Annotated in this window: 12 protein-coding genes; 3 read left to right on the top strand and 9 right to left on the bottom strand. The window is 65.8% G+C overall.

From position 1 onward, the window contains the following. Window positions 1-5 precede the first annotated feature (5 nt). From FHT36_RS03660 to FHT36_RS03630, 7 genes are all read right to left on the bottom strand, one after another. The gene (locus tag FHT36_RS03660; RefSeq protein WP_246701994.1) at window positions 6-2,930 is read right to left on the bottom strand and encodes a site-specific DNA-methyltransferase; all 2,925 of its coding nucleotides are present in this window, start codon (window positions 2,928-2,930) and stop codon (window positions 6-8) included. After that, entirely contained in the window at window positions 2,930-4,807 is a 1,878-nt protein-coding gene (locus FHT36_RS03655; protein ID WP_348644369.1) for a DUF262 domain-containing protein, read from the bottom strand. Before FHT36_RS03655 ends, FHT36_RS03660 begins: the two co-directional genes overlap by 1 nt. After that, window positions 4,804-7,809, bottom strand: coding sequence for a BPTD_3080 family restriction endonuclease (locus FHT36_RS03650; RefSeq protein ID WP_169121125.1), 3,006 nt, complete (start codon window positions 7,807-7,809; stop codon window positions 4,804-4,806). Before FHT36_RS03650 ends, FHT36_RS03655 begins: the two co-directional genes overlap by 4 nt. A gap of 96 nt (window positions 7,810-7,905) precedes the next feature. Continuing rightward, the gene (locus tag FHT36_RS03645; RefSeq protein WP_210257543.1) at window positions 7,906-8,994 is read right to left on the bottom strand and encodes a site-specific integrase; all 1,089 of its coding nucleotides are present in this window, start codon (window positions 8,992-8,994) and stop codon (window positions 7,906-7,908) included. A gap of 16 nt (window positions 8,995-9,010) precedes the next feature. Further along, window positions 9,011-9,466 (bottom strand): helix-turn-helix domain-containing protein, encoded by a 456-nt coding sequence (locus FHT36_RS03640; RefSeq protein WP_169121124.1) that lies wholly within the window; start codon window positions 9,464-9,466, stop codon window positions 9,011-9,013. Between the two features lie 8 nt (window positions 9,467-9,474). Then, window positions 9,475-9,681: an AlpA family transcriptional regulator gene (locus tag FHT36_RS03635; RefSeq protein WP_169121123.1), complete on the bottom strand. Its 207-nt coding sequence runs from the start codon at window positions 9,679-9,681 to the stop codon at window positions 9,475-9,477. Between the two features lie 102 nt (window positions 9,682-9,783). Continuing rightward, window positions 9,784-10,659 (bottom strand): hypothetical protein, encoded by an 876-nt coding sequence (locus FHT36_RS03630; protein ID WP_169121122.1) that lies wholly within the window; start codon window positions 10,657-10,659, stop codon window positions 9,784-9,786. A gap of 600 nt (window positions 10,660-11,259) precedes the next feature. Here FHT36_RS03630 and FHT36_RS03625 point away from each other — a divergent pair. Together FHT36_RS03625 and FHT36_RS03620 are read left to right on the top strand one after the other, a co-directional pair. Next, window positions 11,260-12,903: a B12-binding domain-containing radical SAM protein gene (locus tag FHT36_RS03625; RefSeq protein ID WP_169121121.1), complete on the top strand. Its 1,644-nt coding sequence runs from the start codon at window positions 11,260-11,262 to the stop codon at window positions 12,901-12,903. 101 nt (window positions 12,904-13,004) lie between these two features. Beyond that, window positions 13,005-13,787, top strand: coding sequence for an SGNH/GDSL hydrolase family protein (locus FHT36_RS03620; RefSeq protein ID WP_169121120.1), 783 nt, complete (start codon window positions 13,005-13,007; stop codon window positions 13,785-13,787). A 30-nt stretch (window positions 13,788-13,817) separates the two neighbouring features. Here FHT36_RS03620 and FHT36_RS03615 read toward each other — a convergent pair whose 3' ends face one another. Continuing rightward, window positions 13,818-14,480, bottom strand: coding sequence for an alpha/beta hydrolase (locus tag FHT36_RS03615; RefSeq protein WP_169121119.1), 663 nt, complete (start codon window positions 14,478-14,480; stop codon window positions 13,818-13,820). 69 nt (window positions 14,481-14,549) lie between these two features. Beyond that, window positions 14,550-15,482, bottom strand: a complete 933-nt coding sequence (locus tag FHT36_RS03610) for a ring-cleaving dioxygenase (protein WP_169121118.1) — start codon at window positions 15,480-15,482, stop codon at window positions 14,550-14,552. Window positions 15,483-15,895: 413 nt separating this feature from the next. Between FHT36_RS03610 and FHT36_RS03605 the strand changes: the two genes are divergently transcribed. Beyond that, window positions 15,896-17,224, top strand: coding sequence for a tetratricopeptide repeat protein (locus tag FHT36_RS03605; RefSeq protein ID WP_169121117.1), 1,329 nt, complete (start codon window positions 15,896-15,898; stop codon window positions 17,222-17,224). Window positions 17,225-17,232 lie beyond the last annotated feature (8 nt).

The following is a 17,232-nucleotide window of genomic DNA, read 5'->3' as shown; positions in this document are numbered from 1 at the left end:
AGTGACTAATCACCTTCACGGCGATCCGCCGCCCCGCCCGGCCTTGGGAACGGGCGGGACGTGTCCGAATAGAGCGTCGCCCAGGCCTCCGTGTCGATCTCCGCCTGCAGGGCCGTCTTGAGGCTCTTGTAGGGGTCGTTGGCGCCGAGGAAGTAAGCGTGGCGGACGAAGAAGCTCTCTTCGTTATAGTCGGTGTCGATGAACCAGGCGGCGATGCCGGAGGTGTCGTTGGAGCGGATTTCGCCGGTGTTGGGGTCGAACACGTCCATGCCTTCGACCTTGACCCGGATATCCGGGCCGCCGTCGTCCAGGATCTTCACGTCCGGCTCGCCGAAGACGACGAACATGTTGCCGCGCCCGGTGTTCTTCAGTTCGTCCGACATGTGCATGTCGGGATTGATGCGGGCTTTGAGGATCTTCAGGCTGCCGAGGCTGCCCAGCTCCGAGGACAGGGCATCGAAATTGAAGGCGCAGGCGATGAGCAGGTCGAAGCGGGCGTCTACCGCCTCGCGGGCGGCGGCGACGATGTCCTGCCGGCCCACCGTGCCGTATTCCGGGCCGATGAGAATGGCGGCGCGGCGCTCGGGGCCGTTCTCGCCCTCGATGAAGGTGCCGGCGGCGCCGATCCACTGGCCGGGCCAGGGGGTGAGGCTGTCGAAGGTGATGCGGTCGCCCTTGGCCTGCTGCTTCACGCCCTCGGCCTTGAGATAGTCGATGACGATGGCGGAGAAGTCCTGCCCGGCAAGGTCTGCATCGGCGGCGGAGCGGCGGCCCTCTTCCGCCTCGATGAGGTCGATCAGCTCCTCCTCGCTCGCCGGCAGCACGCGGTGGGGGGAGAGGCTCTCCACCGTGAAGGGGCCGGCGACGCGCACGCGGGAATTGTCCGCATAGGGCTTGTCATAGAGATATTCCACCTCCGCGCGGGCGGCGATGGCGGCGTCGATCTCCCTCTGGCGAGCGATGCGCGCCTCCCACCATTTGCCGTGCGGCGCCGTGGCGGCGGCGGGCGCGCTGGGGGGAAGCTCGCGCGGCACCTGCCATTCCTCGTGCGCGGTTCCGAGGGCCGTGTTGAGGGCGGCGCGCAGGGGCTCCAGCACCTGCTGCCACTTCTCCCAGATGTCGTCGATGAGCGGGTTGTTGGCGATGGATTTGAGCGTGATGTGGGGGACGCGCTCATAGACGAAGCCCTGGCGGATGTCGCCATGCACCGGGGTGTCGGCGGGCGGGCGCCTGGTGAGTTCGGCCTCTTTCGCGCGGCCCTCGCGGCTGTCGGCGAGCAGATACCAGGGGTAGCGCGCCGCCATCAGCCGGGTGCGGGCCAAGGCCAGCGCCACGCGGGAGGTGTCGATGGTGATCCAGCGCCGGCCCCATTGCTCGGCCACATAGGCCGTGGTGCCCGAGCCGCAGGTGGGATCGAGCACGAGGTCGCCGGGATCGGTGGCCATCAGGATGCAGCGTTCGATGACCTTTTGTGACGTCTGTACAACGTATGTTTTGTCCATCGCGCTCCCGGATTGAGTATCTCCCCATAAATCCGTCACCGGAAAGACAGGAAAGTCTCCATGATAGCGGACGTAAGAAATCGAGTTTCCGGTCTGCTCGACACGCATTGCTGCGAGAAGACGGCGCATTCCAATTTCATTGGTCTTCCATCGAGCTGTTGCCGGAGGGCGAATGGTGCGTCCGCTAATTTCGACCGGAAACCAGCTAGCAGCACCTTCCCCTTTGGCGCGCCCAACTGACTGACTCGTAAGTGTTTGGAGCCGGTAGACCTGTTTGGATTTCTCGTTGTCGAGTTTCGACAGTTCCTGCGTCCTTAGCCTTCCCCGTCGCCCTTGTTTATCATCGAAGAACGTGTAGGTGGCGTCGCCATCTTCACCAAGGCGTCGCTCGGTGTATGGCTGTAAAAACTTCAATTTTTGAATATTTCGCGCAAATAAAATTATGTAATCAATCGTTCCGGCCAAATATTCACTCGTGGCGCCACTTGTTTTCTTTACTGCAATTTGCCCGATGAAGTTCCCCTCCCCAAACACCTCGTCCATCACCGCCCGCACGCGGTGGACATTCTCATCCCCGATCTGCACGAAGATGGACCCGCTCTCCGTCAGCAGGTCCCGCATCACCGTGAGCCGGTCGCGCAGATAGGTGAGGTAGGAGTGGATGCCGTCCTTCCAGGTGTCGCGGAAGGCCTTCACCTGCTCTGGCTCGCGGGAGATGTCGGTCTGCTTGCCGTCCTTCACGTCGCGCGAGAGGGTGGAGACCTGCCAGTTGGAATTGAACTTGATGCCGTAGGGCGGATCGAAATAGATGCACTGCACCTTGCCGCGCAGGCTCTCGCGCTCGGCCAGGTTCGCCATCACCTGCAAACTGTCGCCGAGGATCATGCGGTTCGACCAGTGCTGGTCGTGCTGGTAGAATTCCGCCCGCTGGTCCGGCTTCAGGCCGTTGAAATCGCCGAACAAATCCGGCGCGTCGCTTTCCGCCTCCCGCCGCGCCTGGGTCCGGCGCTTGAGATCATCGATGATGGCCTTGGGGTGGATCTTCTCCTGGATGTAGAGCGGCGGCACGTTCACCACCAGGTCCGACCAATCCTGCCGGTCCTTGCCCCGCCACACCAGTTGCGCATCCGAAAGCGTGAGCGTGCTGGTCGCCGCCAGCTCCTCCATCTGCGCCTCGGTGATGGTGATCTTCGCCCCGTTCCAGATCAGCTCCGGCTGCCGCGGCTCCTCCTGCGTCCGCGTCTCGCCTTCGGCGAGCGGCCGCGCCCGGGGATAGGACACCGGCGCCATGGGCGCGGCATCCTCCTCCCGCCGGAAGAAGCTTTCCATCTCCGCCGTGGGGATATTGATGCGCGTCGCGTCATTGTGCTTGAGCGCATCGACGGATTTGGCGGACTTGGTGCCGGAAGAACGGGGGGAACGGGCCATCAGGCGGCACTTTCGGTTTCGGCGGATTCGAGCATCTCGGCTTCCCGCTCTTCATCGGTGATGACATCGTCCGGGTCCGGAGGCGCGATATCCTCCCGCACAGCCGATTTGCCCATGGCCGTCTCGACGAGGGCCAGCAAACGTTCGCGCCGGTGGTCGAAGAAGTCGTCGAACTCGTCCGCTCGCAGATGGCTGGCGGCAATCTCGTGGGATTGCAGGATGGCATTCAGCCGCTCGGGAGGAATGGCCGGGTTCTGGGGGCTGCCCTTCTCCAGCCGGGCCAGATAGGACGACGGCGCCACGCCACCGATGATCCGATTGGTCCGGGCGGAAATCGGCGTCTTGTTGATTATGCTGTTGTAGCGCTCCGGTTTGATGCCGCGCGGTTTGCACCATGCCTCCGGGAAGATGTGGTGGATGTCCACGTTCTCGTCGAAAAATACCGCCTGATCGAAGGGCTGACCGGAGCGGAAATCCTCTGCGCCGCAACGCATCAAAAGGGCATGTACGCCCTTGTAGGCGGCGGAAAGCCGGGTTCGCATGGTCCGGAGCCGTTCCTCGCGGAAGTCGGCGCGTTCCACGGTCTGAGGCCGGGGACCTCCAGCGATCCACCGCGGGACATCCCGAATGTCGAGCGCAAATCGCGACTCTACCGCCGAGCCATAGAGCTCGCCGAAGACTCCGCACCAATACCATTGCGCGATCAGCTTGCGGACAGAGTCGTTGTCCCAGCTTGGGCCGAGGTCGGCCAGTATGGCCGCGAGCGGCACAAGTTGCGTCTGGTAGGGCAAGTCGTGCGATCGAAAAATCCGCAGGCCATGCAGGAATTTGGCGGCCGTCAGATAGCCTTGCTCGACGCGATCCGCATACTCCAGATAGGCGGACAACGGGATGGCCAGCAGGCTGTTGCGCGTGGCGCTGATGGCCGGCGGCTCGCGACCTTCCAATTCAACCTTTGCGCGCACCGCCTTAGTGTGGAGCAGCGAGATCGCCTGAAGAAATTCCACCGGCTCGACATTGGCAAGCACGGCCTGCCTGACCAACCGATCCTTTCGCGCCTTCCAATCATCGCGAAGGTGGAACTTCTGGCCCGCATACATGGCCGTGACCAGCTCGAATGCATCGAGCGGCTTGCCGCCTGTATTCACCTTTTCAAAGACAAGACAGACCGCGGCGCGGCTGGTGTCCTTGCCGAGCGTGATGACAGGAATCTGATATTCAATGAAGTTGTTGACCACGCTGGTGGAGAACTTATTGATTAACGCCATGTGCTCGGTTCGGCTTGGATCTTGAAGCATCCACGTCAGCGCGGACGTAAACCAAGTCTGGAACTCAAAAATGCGATCGATGGGAAAATGAAGGGCTGCGAATTCCGCTTCCTCGCTCGACAGATCAAGGTCAATCTTGCGCCCGAAATCTGAGCGGACGATACGATCCTCCGGCACGGCGATGATCGAATCTCGGCGCGGGGTCTGCGGGTCCAGCGCCGCTTTGATGTTGAAGTAGAAGTGCACCCGGACAGGGCGCTTCTTGACCGTCTGCGTCAGCACCGGCGCGCGGGTGGATGTCGCCTGATAAAGCGATGTCATCCGCTGCTGGCCATCCAGCAGATAGGCCTCCAGCTCCTTGACCGCGGGCGGAGCGCCTTCCACTGGACGGACGGCGAACGAGACTTCTGGATTGCGCTCTCGCGATGCTTCCAGCGTCATCAGAGCTCCGACGGGAAACCCGTCCGAGATGGAGGCGAGCAGATCAATGATCCGGTCCTGATCCCAGACCCAGCCCCGCTGGAAGTCCGGAAGCTGCAACTTGCCTTCATGGCAATCGCGCATCAGGTCCTTGAGCGAAATCGGGTGTGTCTTGAAAGAAGTCGTCACTTGTCTGTCCCCGCCAGTCGTTCAATCACGTCGTCCAGGTCCTGCGCCATGGTCGATCCGTCGCGGAATTCGGCATAGGCCCAGCGGCCGAAGCTGCCCAGGGCGTTCACGCCGGGCACCCACAGGTCGCTTGTGGTTTCGGTTTTCGCCTTGTCGGTCTCGTTGCGCTCGCCCTTCACCTCGATGACGAGGTTGAGCAGCTCCGCCCCACCGTCATCGATGCGGGCGAGGAAATCCGGCACGTAGCGCCGCATCACGCCCGCGTCGAGATAGGGGATGTCGAAGCCCAGCGCCTGGTTGCGGGCATAGGCGAGGACGCGCGGATGCGCCTCCAGCGCCAAAGCGAGGCGCTCCTCCCAGCCGGAATCCAGCACCACATGGCTTATCTGGCACTTGGGCGGCCGCGCCCCGGTGGGCCAGCAGGATTTGGAGGTGATGAAATTGACGAAGCCGGTGGAGCCCTTGGGATTATAGGGGTCCAGCACCGCCACCACCTGCCCGCCACCGCCGCGGGTCAGGGCGATGTCGATCTTCTCTGCGGCGCGGGCCAACTGGTCCTGATAGAGGATCGCGCCCATGGGCACGTCCTTCGTCACCAGATAGCCCTCCTCGATCCAGCGGCGGGCGATGCGCTGGATCTGCGGGAAGAGGTGCTGCTTGGGCACGTCGTCCTCGTCGCGGAAGCGCGAATAGAGCAGGTGCTTGGCGAGGTTGAAGCTGATCTCCGAGGATCGCAGCCGCGCCAGCACGGTGGGCGAGATGGTGACGCCCGCCCCCACGATTCCCTCCATGAGAACGGAGGTGGGGCCGATGTCCTCCGGCGTGATGACGAGGCGGCTGTCGTCCGAGAAGGTCGGCTCCAGCCGCTCGCTCTCCAGCTCCCGCCGATAGCCGCTGACGCGGGGAAAGACGATCTCCAGCGCGCCGCGCTCCCGAATGGCGTGAACGCGCGTGACCGGCTTCGGCGGCGTCACCTTCGTCTCCTGCGGGGTGGAGGCGAAGTCGAAGGGAATGCCCATGATGTCGGCATATTCCGGCTCGAACAGGCCGGTCTTCGGGTTCTCTTCGTAGGACTGCCGGCGCAGCGCCCGGCCCACCACCTGCTCGCACAGAAGCTGGGAGCCGAAGGCGCGCACCCCCAGCACATGGGTCACGGTGTTGGTGTCCCAGCCCTCGGTGAGCATGGAGACCGACACAACGCAGCGGATCTGCTCGCCAAGCCGGCCGGGACGGCCCACCGTGTTCATCACCTCGCGCAGCAGGTCCGCCTCGTCCACCTCCGCGCCGATGCTGCCTGCCCCCTGCCGGGCCTGCAGTTCCCGCTTGAACTGCTCGATCTCCGGCCCCGCCGCCTCGCGAAAACTCTTGTCCAGGCTGCCACCGGCCTCGATCTGCCGGCTGTCGATCAGCAGGGTGCGCGGACGCGGCAGGCGGGCGCCGTGCTCGTTATAATTGCGGAACAGCTCCAGATGGCCGGGAAAGAAGCCGGCCCGCTCGCCCTCGCCGCCGGTCTCCCAGCCGGCGATCCAGTCGAACACCAGCTTGGAGATGGCGGTGTTCTGGCACACCACGATGAACACGGGCGGCACGCCGATGCCGGCCCGCTCCCAGGCCGCGAACACGCTCTCATAATGGCTGTAGAGGGCGTTGAGGGCGGTCTTGAGCAGGTTCGGCAGATCGTGCGGGCTGAGCTTGCCGGCCCCGGTGGCGGACTTCGGCAGGTCCTTGCCGATCTCCTTCCACAGGTTGCGGTAGACCACGGTGCTGGTCTGGGCGAGATTGTCGCTCACCGGCACCCGCGGCAGCTTCACGATGCCGCTCTCGATGGCGTCCATCAGGGAGAAGTCGGATACCACCCAGGGAAAGAGATAGCCCTCCGGATAGCCCGAGCCGCGCAGGAAGAAGGGCGTGGCGGAGAGATCATAGACCGCGCGAACGCCGCGCCCGCGCCCGCCCTTGGCGAACTGCCGGTCCAGCGCCTCGATACCGTTGATCCACAGCCGCGCGGCCTTCTCGTTCTCTTCAGCTTCCTTCTTGTCCTCGGCGGTTAGCTTGCCCTCCTCGTCGCCGCCCACCTTGTGGCGATAGCAGTGATGGGCCTCGTCATTGATGACGTTGACGCGCTCGAACTTCAGGAGCCTGCCGCAGGCCCGCTCCAGCATCTCCGCGTCGGTCTCGGTGGTGCGGATCGGGTCCGGCGCATTGCCCTGCAGGAAGCTCCTCGCCACCTTGGGCAGCGCCAGCGTCTCCCGGTGCTGGAAGGCGTGGTAGTTGGTAATGACGATCTCGGCGCGGCGGATGTCCGGCAGCATTTCGGGCGGCACGATCTCCCGCGTCTCGAAATAATTGTCCGGCTCGCTCGGCAGCAGCACGCGCAGCCGGTCGCGGATGGTAATGCCCGGCGCGATGATGAGGAAGGCGCGGGAAAAATCCCTGGAGGCCTTGCGCGCCGCATTCACCGCCTGCCAGGCGATCAGCATGGCCATCACCGTGGTCTTGCCGGTGCCCGTCGCCATTTTCATGGCGAGGCGGAAGAGGGCAGGGTTGGCCTCTTCGTTGGCCTTGGCCAGCTGGTCCAGGATACCTTTCGTCGCCGCCCGGCGGGGGGCGACCTCGGTCAGCCATATGATGGTCTCCACCGCCTCGATCTGGCAGAAGAACGGCTTGGGGCCGTTGAAATCGTGGTGCCGCCAGTGCTCCAAGAGGCGCTGCGTCGCCGCCGTCACGCCCCAGTCGGCAGGGTTGCGCACCGCCCGCCAACTTTCAAGGTAGCCGCGGATCTCGTTGATGAGGGCATAGTCCGTATAGGTTTCAAGATCGAGGGCGCCCTGGCCCGCTGATCCCTTCTTCCGCGACGAGGGAGCGGGCGCAATGAATCGCGCCGGCCGTCGCCTGGGCCGCGGCGCGCCATCGAGCGGCTGCCCATGCGGATCAAGCGGGTGGTGCAAGGCGGGCGGGCGATAGGGCGAATTCAGGATCGGCCGCTCGTAGAAGCTCGACAAGGTGCGAATCCCCTCAGAATGCAACCGGCATCATATCGGTACACCTCCTCATGCCAACGCTTTCGAATTCCCAGGGAGCATCCCAGGCAAGGCGACTTATGCTTGTTGCAGTCCGGCCAAGGTTGCGATTGCTGCAGCAATGTCTTTCGGGGCAATCTCCCGCCGCTCCGCTATCCCCCGCATCACCTCCCCCTGCCGATGCACCGGCAACGTGCCATAGCTGGTGAAGGTGGTGAGGGCATCCTCGTGGCCGAGATTCTGCGACCACGCCTTGAAGGCCTCCGGCGGCAGCTGGAGCTTGTAGGCGAGTTGCACGAGGGTGTTGCGGAAGCTGTGCGGGTTGGCATAGGGCTGGCCCGCCGCCTCGAAGGCCGCGCGGACCACCTTGCGGACGGGGCCGGCGCTGGACCAATGCTGCCGCGCCAGCCCCACCGTGTGGAAGCTGCGGGCGGGATCGGCCGCGGTCTTGGTGGCGGGAAACAGGGGATCATTCTCGCCCCAGAGCTTCTCGGTCCGCAGGAAGCGCACCCATTCGGCGACGATGGCCTTGATGTCGTCGCCCACCGGGAAAAAGAAGAAGGTCTTCGCTCGCTTGGTCGCCACGTCGCGGGCGTCCTGCTCCAGCCGGCAGGCGGCCATATCGAGGTGCTTCAGCTTGAAGGTGATGAGCGCGCCGTCACGCGCGCCGGTGAGGATGAGGAAGGCGAGCAGCGCGCGGTCGCGCTTCTCGATGTCGGTTTCCGCCGGCATCCGCTCCAGCACCACCCGCACCTGCTCAAGGCTGGGCACGGGACGTTCGCGGCGCGCGGTGGCGATGCGGGCGTCGCGTGCGGTGGGGGTGAAGTAATCCGCGTCGGCCGAGGTCAGCACTCGGCGATAGCCCGGCTCCATGGCGAGCCACGCGAAGAACCGCTTCAGGGCCGTCAGGATCGAGGTGACGGTGGCGGCGCTGAGTTTCTCGCCAGTGCGGGCGTTCACCGCCTTGGCGAGGTGGTCGCGGAAGCCCTTGGCCTGCTCGATGTGAAACCGCTTGAAGTCGCGGTGGGATGTATAGTGCTCGAAGCGGTGGAGTGCTTCTGCCGCTGCGGAGATAGAGGCATCGCTGCGGCCGAGGGCGAGGCGCTGGAAATCGAGATATTTGCGCTTGATCCGCTCGTTCGGGCGCCTGGATTTCGGGCTGGGCATTTCGGTCTCTTTCAAGTCATGATTGAGCATGGGGGCTGTCATCTCGCTTAGGCGCGGATGGCCCCTGCAAAATCTTCACGTCCAGATCGCCCGCAGCCGTCCGCCAGCGTGCCATGGCCACCGCCCGGTGCATCAGTGCGCCACACCGGGGGCACAGCCCCTGGAGGGCGCCGAGCCGATCGTTGCGCGGCACAAGATCGACCATGTCCCCGGCCGGGCGGACAGCCTCGCGGCACCGGAAACAATAGAAGCGTCCCGGTCCCGTCGGGCGCTTGCGGGAGGCCCTGCGCTCGCAGAGGAAGGTGCGGACATCGGCACCTGCGAGGATCACCGGGCGGTGCGCGTCGGCCACCGGCAGGCCCTGCTTGATCCAAAGGCGCACCGTGTTCTTGTGGACCTTCAGGGCATCCGCCACCTGCTCCACCGTGTAAGGCAGATGCATATGGATACGCCGCGGGTTGATCCGGCTCATCGCCATCGTCAGCGCGCGCCCGTCTCGATCAGGGCGCGGATGTCTTCCACGCGCCAGACGGTGACGCGCGGGCCGAGCTTCAGGGGCTGGGGGTAGCGCCCGGTGCGGACCCCTTCCCACCACGTGGACTTGGACACGGGAATGGGGCCGGCGGGGCCGAGGATGGCGGACAGGCGCAGGAAGCCGGTGTCGGGGAGGGGGCGGTTGTGCAGCATGGTGGGCCTCGATCCGTTGGGATGGGACCAAGACCTAGAAAGGCCGGCGCGGGCGGTGGCCGAACGCGGCGAACGTGAAACCGAATTCGGCTTCGGCCGAGTCTATTCGGCTTTTTCGGGAGGCAGTTCCTCGGCGGCTTCCTTCAGCCATTTCCGCACCGTGTCGACGTCGATGTCGATGCCCAGTTGGTGCAGGTCGTTCATTATGTTTGACGGTGCAGGGCCGCGCGCGGCAGCCGGGTCATAACGATACTTCTTCACCGCCATGCCGATGATGAGCTTCAGGCAGCTCGATCGCTCCCGCTGGGAAAGGGCCTTGTCCGCGCTGATGCGCTCAATCTCGGCCTTCAGGCGCTCCAGCTCGGCGCGAGTGGTGTTGTGCTGCTCTGTCTCGGCGGCGTGGGCGGCTCGCCAATCCTCGGCGGGATCGGCAGATGGCAGGGCAGCGTCAAGCGCAGGGGGAAGCCCAATGTCGTGCGCGCGGGCCCATTGGACGAAATCGAGAGGGCGGATGGGAAACGAGAGATCTCTCGCCACCGCGGCGCGCTCGACCATTTCCCGCCGGCGGGAAAATTGGAAGGCGAACGGGGACGATCGTACGTAACCTTTCACATCCGACCATTTCACCACTTCGGGTGCGCGGTCGAGGCTCAACGCTACGGCTTCCTCAAGCGTCCAGAGCGGCATCTTAGACCAATAGGCGTGATCCGCCCTTGCCGATCGTAGATTGAATGATCGCCCGGCTTCGGTTTCGGCATCCCGCTTGGCCTGCCATTCTCGATAGGCCCTAGTGTATCGGCTTTGCAGGTCCGTTTCCGGCAGGCCCTCCAGTTCCGCCTTCAAAGCCCGGTACTGGACCGCCCGCTCTTTCGTCAGCTGGACTCGGCCGTCTTCTAAGCGATTTTTGGGATCGCGCACCTCTGGGAACTGCAGATCGAGCAGAAACTCGATCCGATTGGCCTCTGGAATGCGGACCATCTCTGGCACCTGGAGCGATCAGCGACGCTCGTGCATAATGTCCCCGAACAGAGCCGCGCGCACTCCCCTGTGGATAAAGCCCGTCCAACCTGCACCGCGCGGAATTGGGGGTAGATTTGGGGGTATGGATCTGAATTTCAGGAATGAAAGTAATTTAATTTCAGATAGATGGACATGTAGTGAGGCGCCGCCCCTGCACCATCATCGTTCTAAAATTCTTGAAATTAACGCGTTTTAGTGCTGGCGCCCAAACAGGAACGCATGGCGCGGGTCGACTTATTCGTCTGTCTGCTTCGGCGGGAGCGAGCTTCCTGTCTCTCGCGCCAGGCGCTTCTCGCTCGTCGCGCGGGTTGAGTGGGCCGCCATCTAGACATGTCCTTTGGAACCCAGCCCGAACTGCAGCACGCCCCGGATGGGGTCGCCCGAAAAGCGGCGCCCACCTCATCGACTGCGGGCAGCCATCGCTCTCCCGTCGCGCGCGCTGCCGAGCCTTAGATCCCTCGAGCGCGGTGGCGCGTGTGCATCCACCGTTGCGATGACACGGTCCCGCAACCGCCCTATGGTCATCTGCGAATCACGTGGGCGGCGATAGGGGCAGCGATGTCGAGCGTCCGGGTACTGTTACTTTATCCTCGGTTCGCGCAGGATAGTTTCTGGCGCAATCTGGAGCTGGCGCGGCTCAAGGGCGCGCGCTGCATGGCGCCGCCGCTGGGTCTCATCACGGTTGCGGCGCTCCTTCCTCCCCATTGGGAGGCGCGGTTGTGCGACCTGAACGCCCGCACCCTCGACCCTGCTGATCTTGCATGGGCGGACGTGGTGTTCGTCAGCGGCATGCTGCCCCAGCGCCAGGAGGCGCTGGCCGCCGTCGCCGCTATGCAGGCGGCGGGCAAGGTGGTGGTGGTCGGCGGGCCGGATGTGTCCTCCAGCCCCGAAGCCTATGCGGCCGCCGACTTCCGTGTCCTCGGCGAGGCGGAGGCGACGCTCTCGGCCTTCGTCGAGGCCTGGGAGGGTGGAGCACGGTCCGGCCTCATCACCGCGCCCGAGGACCGGCCGGACGTGTCCCGCACGCCGGTGCCGCGCTTCGATTTGCTCCATTTGCCGGACTATCTGTTCGTGGGCGTGCAGTTCTCCCGCGGCTGCCCCTTCACCTGCGAGTTCTGCGACATCATCGAGCTCTATGGCCGGGTGCCGCGCACCAAGACGGCGGAGCAGATACTGGCGGAGCTCGATGCGTTGTACGCGCTCGGCTATCGTGGCCATGTGGATTTCGTCGATGACAATCTCATCGGCAACAAGAAGGCGGTGAAGGCCTTCCTGCCGCACCTCATCGCGTGGCAGCAGGCGCACGGCCATCCGTTCCATTTCTCCACCGAGGCCTCGCTCAACCTCGCGGACGACACCGCGCTGCTCGATCTCATGGCGAAGGCCGGGTTCTATCTGGTGTTCGTGGGCATCGAGAGCCCCGATCCCGAGGTGCTCCGCTCCACCCAGAAGAAGCAGAACACGCGGCGGGACATCGCCGCCAGCGTCCACCGGATCTATGCGGCCGGCATGGTGGTGATCGCCGGCTTCATCGTCGGTTTCGACAATGAGGCCCCCGGCGCGGCGGACGCCATGGCGGAGCTGATCGAGGAAGCGGCCATTCCGGTGGTCTCGCTGGGCCTGCTCTATGCGCTTCCGGACACCCAGCTCTCGCGCCGGCTGGAGCGGGAAGGGCGGATGTTCCCGCTCAAGGAAGAGGACTTCCAGCACGGGGACCAGACCGGCGCCGGCCTCAATTTCGCGACGCTGGAACCGCGCATCGACGTGCTGCGGCGCTACCGCGAGGTCTATGCCCGGGTCTATGCCCCGCGCGCCTTCTTCGGCCGCATCCGCCGCCTATCGGAGCTGGTGGGGCGGCAGGAGGGGGGCGTCACCTCGACCGAGCCGCCCGCCCCGCCGGAGCCCATCGACGTCAGGCAGCTGCTCGCCGATCTCGGACGGCTGTTCGGCGTGCTCGCCACCGTCACCTGGCGCCACCCGCGGGCGGCGGTGCACATCTGGCCGGTGGCGCTGCGCGGGCTGAAGCGGCTGGACAGGCTGGAGCAACTGCTCTCGCTGGCGCTCTTCTACATGCATCTCGGCCCCTTCTCCCGGAAGGTGGTGCGCGATGTCTCGCGCCAGATCGCCGAGATCGAGGCGGGCCGCTGGGTCGATCCCCGCGAGGCGGCGCCCGCGCAAAGCCCGCTGCGCGCCGCAGAATAGCCCGAGGCCGCAAGCATTAAGGTTGACGTCGCCATTCCCTTGGGTTCAATCCGGGGCGCGCTCCGGACTGGTCGGCGCTGTCTTCACAATCTGGTCTTGCCATGCGCCGTCTTCGCCGTTTCGCTCTTCCCCTGTTCGCCGTCGCCTTTTCCGCTCTGGTTCCCGCTGCCGCGTCCGCGGCCGGCGGATGCACCGCGCGTCCGTCTCCGGCGCTCTCCATGCCGGCCGGCGTGAAGGCGCTGAAGGAAGGCCAGCCGCTGCGCATTCTGGCCATCGGCTCCTCCACCACCGCCGGCGCGGGCGCGTCGAGCTCCGACCAGAGCTATCCGAGCCAGCTGGCCCGCCGCCTCGCCACGCTGATGGGCGAGGGCCGCGTGACGGTGATGAATGCCGGCGTCTCGGGAGAGACCGGCCCCTCGACCCTCGCGCGGCTGCAGTCGCTGGTGCAGAGCCAGCCGGCGCCGCATCTCGTGATCTGGCAGGTGGGCACCAACGATGTCGTGTTCGGTGGGGATCCGACCCGGCTGCGCGCGACCGTGACCCAAGGGCTTTCGGCGATCGCGGCCGCGGGCGCCGCGGCGATCGTGATCGACCAGCAGTATTTCCCCGGCATCACCGATGTCGCGCGCTACGAGACGTTCGTGGACGCGGTGGATTCCACGGCGACGGGCCGGGGCGTTCCGCTCCTGCGTCGCTACGCCATGATGAAGCAGTGGGCCGCGCAGGATCCGCAGGGCTTTCGCAAGACCCTGGCGTGGGACAGCTTCCACATGAATGACGCGGGCTATTCCTGCCTTGCCGAAGCCCTGGCGCCGGCCATTGTCGCCGCGTCTCGGCAGGGCAGCGGCGGCACCGCGATGGCCCCGGCGAAGCCGGCCCGCTGAGCTTCGCGCCCAAGCGGGCCGGACTTCGTTTCAGGCCGTCGTCGCGCCGGTACGCGCGAGCCAGTCGCGCATGGCCGTCATGTCGGTGGGCGTGAGGCCATGGCCGCCGGGCAGCACGCGGTGCTCCACGCGGGCGCCTCGCTCATTGAGCTGGGCGGCGAGCCGGGCCGCGTTGGACGCGGGCACGATGGGGTCCGCCGCGCCCGAGAGCATCAGCACCGGCGTTCCCGGAAGGGAGCCTGCCGGCGGGTTCGCCAGGGGCACCATGGCCCGCAGCAGGGCCGCGCCGGAGAGCGCGTCCGGACCCAGCATCAGCATGGCCGCCGCGATGTTGGCGCCATTGGAGAAGCCCACCGCCACCGGGGCGGCCAGGCCATAGGCGGTGCGCGCCTCGCCGATGAAATCGGCCAGCTCGTGGGCGCGCCGCACCACGTCCTCCTCGTCGAATACGCCTTCCGCCAGCCGGCGGAAGAAGCGCGGCATGCCGCCTTCGCTGATCTTGCCGCGGGGCGACAGCAGCGCCGCGCCGGGCGAGAGCATCCGGCCGAGGGGGATGAGATCATTCTCGTCGCCGCCGGTGCCGTGGAGCAGCAGCAGCGGCGCCGCGGCCGGATCGGTGGCGGGCACGAAGCGGTGGGTGAAGGAAAGGGCGCCCCGCGCGGGGGCAGCGGGGGGCGCAGGCAGGGCGTTCATGGGGGCAGATCCTTTCGGTGCCCGGCCGCTGGTGCGGCCGGGCGATGATGGGGTGTCGGGTCTGTCCGCTCAGGCGACCTGCGGCAGAACCCGCTCGATCTCGGCGCGGTGCGCTTCGTACTGGGCCGGCAGCTTCAGCGCCTCGCCGAGATGCTCGGGCGCCTCGTCCACGGCGAAGCCGGGATCGTCCGTGGCGATCTCGAACAGCACGCCGCCGGGCTCGCGGAAGTAGACAGAGCGGAAGTAGTTCCGGTCCCGCTGCTCGGTGACATGGCGGCCGTGGCGGGCCGTCAGCTTCTCCACCATCTCGGCCTGGGCCGCGTCGTCAGAGGCGCGGAAGGCGATGTGGTGGACGCTGCCGCGTCCCTGCCGGCCGGAGAGGAAGCCGCCGGCCTCGCGGATGTCCACGATGCCGCCCACGGCCACGCCCGGCGCCCGGTAGCGGATGCGGGTTCCCTCGCGGCCGGCCTCCTCGAAGCCGAACACGTCGGTGAGGATGTCCGCGGTGGCACCCGCCTCCTTCAGCAGGAGGGTCACGGAATGCATGCCGCGGATGGCGTTCGCCTCCGGCACTTCGCCGCCGGCCCAGGCGGGCTCGGCCTCGATGCCGGGGACGCCGACGAGGGCGATGCGCATCCCGTCCGGGTCCTTGAACGCGATCACCGTCTCACCGAAGCGCTTCTCCGGCAAATCGGGCGAGAGGCCCGCGCCGATGAGGCGCTCGGTCCAGTAGCTCACTGCGGCCTCGGGGATGCGGAACGCAGTCTCCTGCGTCTCGCCCACGCCCGCCCGGCCGGTGCCGGCGGCTTCCCAGGGGAAGAAGGTGAGGATGGAGCCGGGCGAGCCGGCGGCGTCGCCGAAATAGAAGTGATAGGTGCCGGGATCGTCGAAATTGACGGTCTTCTTCACCAGCCGCAGCCCGAGGGTGCGGGTGTAGAAGTCGAGATTGCGACGGGCCGGGCCGGCGATGGCGGTGACGTGATGAAGTCCGATGCTGCGCATGGTCTGCTCCTTGATCCTCTGGGCGGCACCGTGGGCCGCCGTTGAGACAAATCTATGCAAGCATTTACGGAATGAAAGTGGATGTTTATTGCATCCGTGCAATCTGAAAATGCGAGGGGTTTCGGCGGTCCCGGCGCGCTGTCGTGCGAATTGCGAGGAGAGCGATGCGTGGCGGTATGATCGTGGCGCGTCCGCCGGACGCCTGTGGCAAAAATGCTTTTACGTCACGGAAACGCGCATGAATCCTTGGCTTCGTCGGCGCGTGGAATCCCCTTCCGGCACACGCAATGGTAAGGATCGCTGCATGGGCAAGGGGCGGGGCCTTGCCAGCAAAAGCCGGATGGTCAGGCATGCTGGTAAAGCGGTACAATACTCGGGTTGCGGGCCCGAGCAGGGGTAGTTTGGGGGCTGGGGTGTCCGTGCGCGGCATCGTGCTGGCCGTGGCGCTAGGCGCGATGGCGGGGCCGGCGCTGGCGGCGCAGCCGACCGTGCTGGCGGACGCCGACCCCGAATTCAACGCCTTGTTCGACCAGTCCCTGAAGCGTCCCGCGGACGTGGAACTGGCCTTCCGCCTCGCCCGGCGTGCGGTGGAGGTGGGCGACTACGAGGCCGCCATCGGCGTCTACGAGCGCATCCTCTTCTACAATCCCAAGCTGGTCCGCGTGCGCCTCGAACTGGCGCGGCTCTATTACCGGCTGGGCTCCTATGAGTCCGCCCGCTCTTATTTCGAGCCCATCGCCCAGTCGCCGGAACTGTCCGGCCAGGAGCGGGACAATATCGCTGCCTATCTGGTGGAGATCGACCGCCGCCTCTCCACCAACCAGTGGAGCGTCTACGGGCAGGTGGGCGTGCGCTACCAGTCCAACGCCAATTACGGCCCCTCCAGCCGCCTCGTGATCGGCCAGGATGTGGGCGCCCTGCTGCCGCCGAGCGCGGCCGCGCAGGCGGACGGCAACGCCTTCGCCCTCGCCTCCATCCGCCACGTCTACGACTTCGGCAACCAGCGCGGCGATGTCTGGGAAACCAACCTCAATCTCTATTATTCGCAGCAGTTCCAGCTGCAGCAGCTGAACCTCGGCTTCGCCGAGTTCAACACCGGCCCGCGCTTCGCGCTGGCGCCGGACGCGCTGCCGGGCTCCTCCATCCGCGCCTATGTGCTCGCGGGCGGCGTGGCGCTGGGCGGCTCCGGCTATCTCGGCACCTACGGTGCGGGCGTCTCGCTCTATCTGCCGTTCAGCGCCTGGTTCGGGCTGGAGCCCTTCGCGGAGATCCGCCAGCGCGACTACCAGTCGTCGCAGGACTATCCCACCGCCTCCTTCCAGAGCGGCGAGATGTGGACGGTGGGCGGCAACGCCTTCGGCCGCATCACCGACGACTGGCGCTGGCGCGCGCGGCTCTCCTACAACGACGCCTCGGGCGACCTGCCCTGGTACTCCTACAACACCTTCGCGGTGGACCTCGCCCTGCCGTTCGAGTTTCAAGGCTTGTGGGGTGTGAAGCGCTGGATCGTCATCCCGAGCGTCGGCTACACGCGCTACAATTATGACGCGCCCAACCCGTTCATCACCAAGTTCATCACGGAACAGGACAACCAGTACCGGGTCGGCCTCGCCCTCGATGTGCCGGTCCACGAGCAGTGGGGGCTGCTGACGCAGATCCAGTACAGCTGGTCCACCTCGACCTTGCCGAACTATGCGTTCGACAATTTCAGCGTTTCCATCGGCCCGAACGTGCGGTTCTGAGGAGCAAC

Origin of the sequence: Xanthobacter sp. SG618 (genome assembly GCF_012932745.1) — a bacterium.
Classification (GTDB): domain Bacteria; phylum Pseudomonadota; class Alphaproteobacteria; order Rhizobiales; family Xanthobacteraceae; genus Xanthobacter; species Xanthobacter flavus.
The sequence above is the reverse complement of the archived record's forward strand: the minus strand, read 5'-3'. Positions and strand labels throughout refer to the sequence as shown.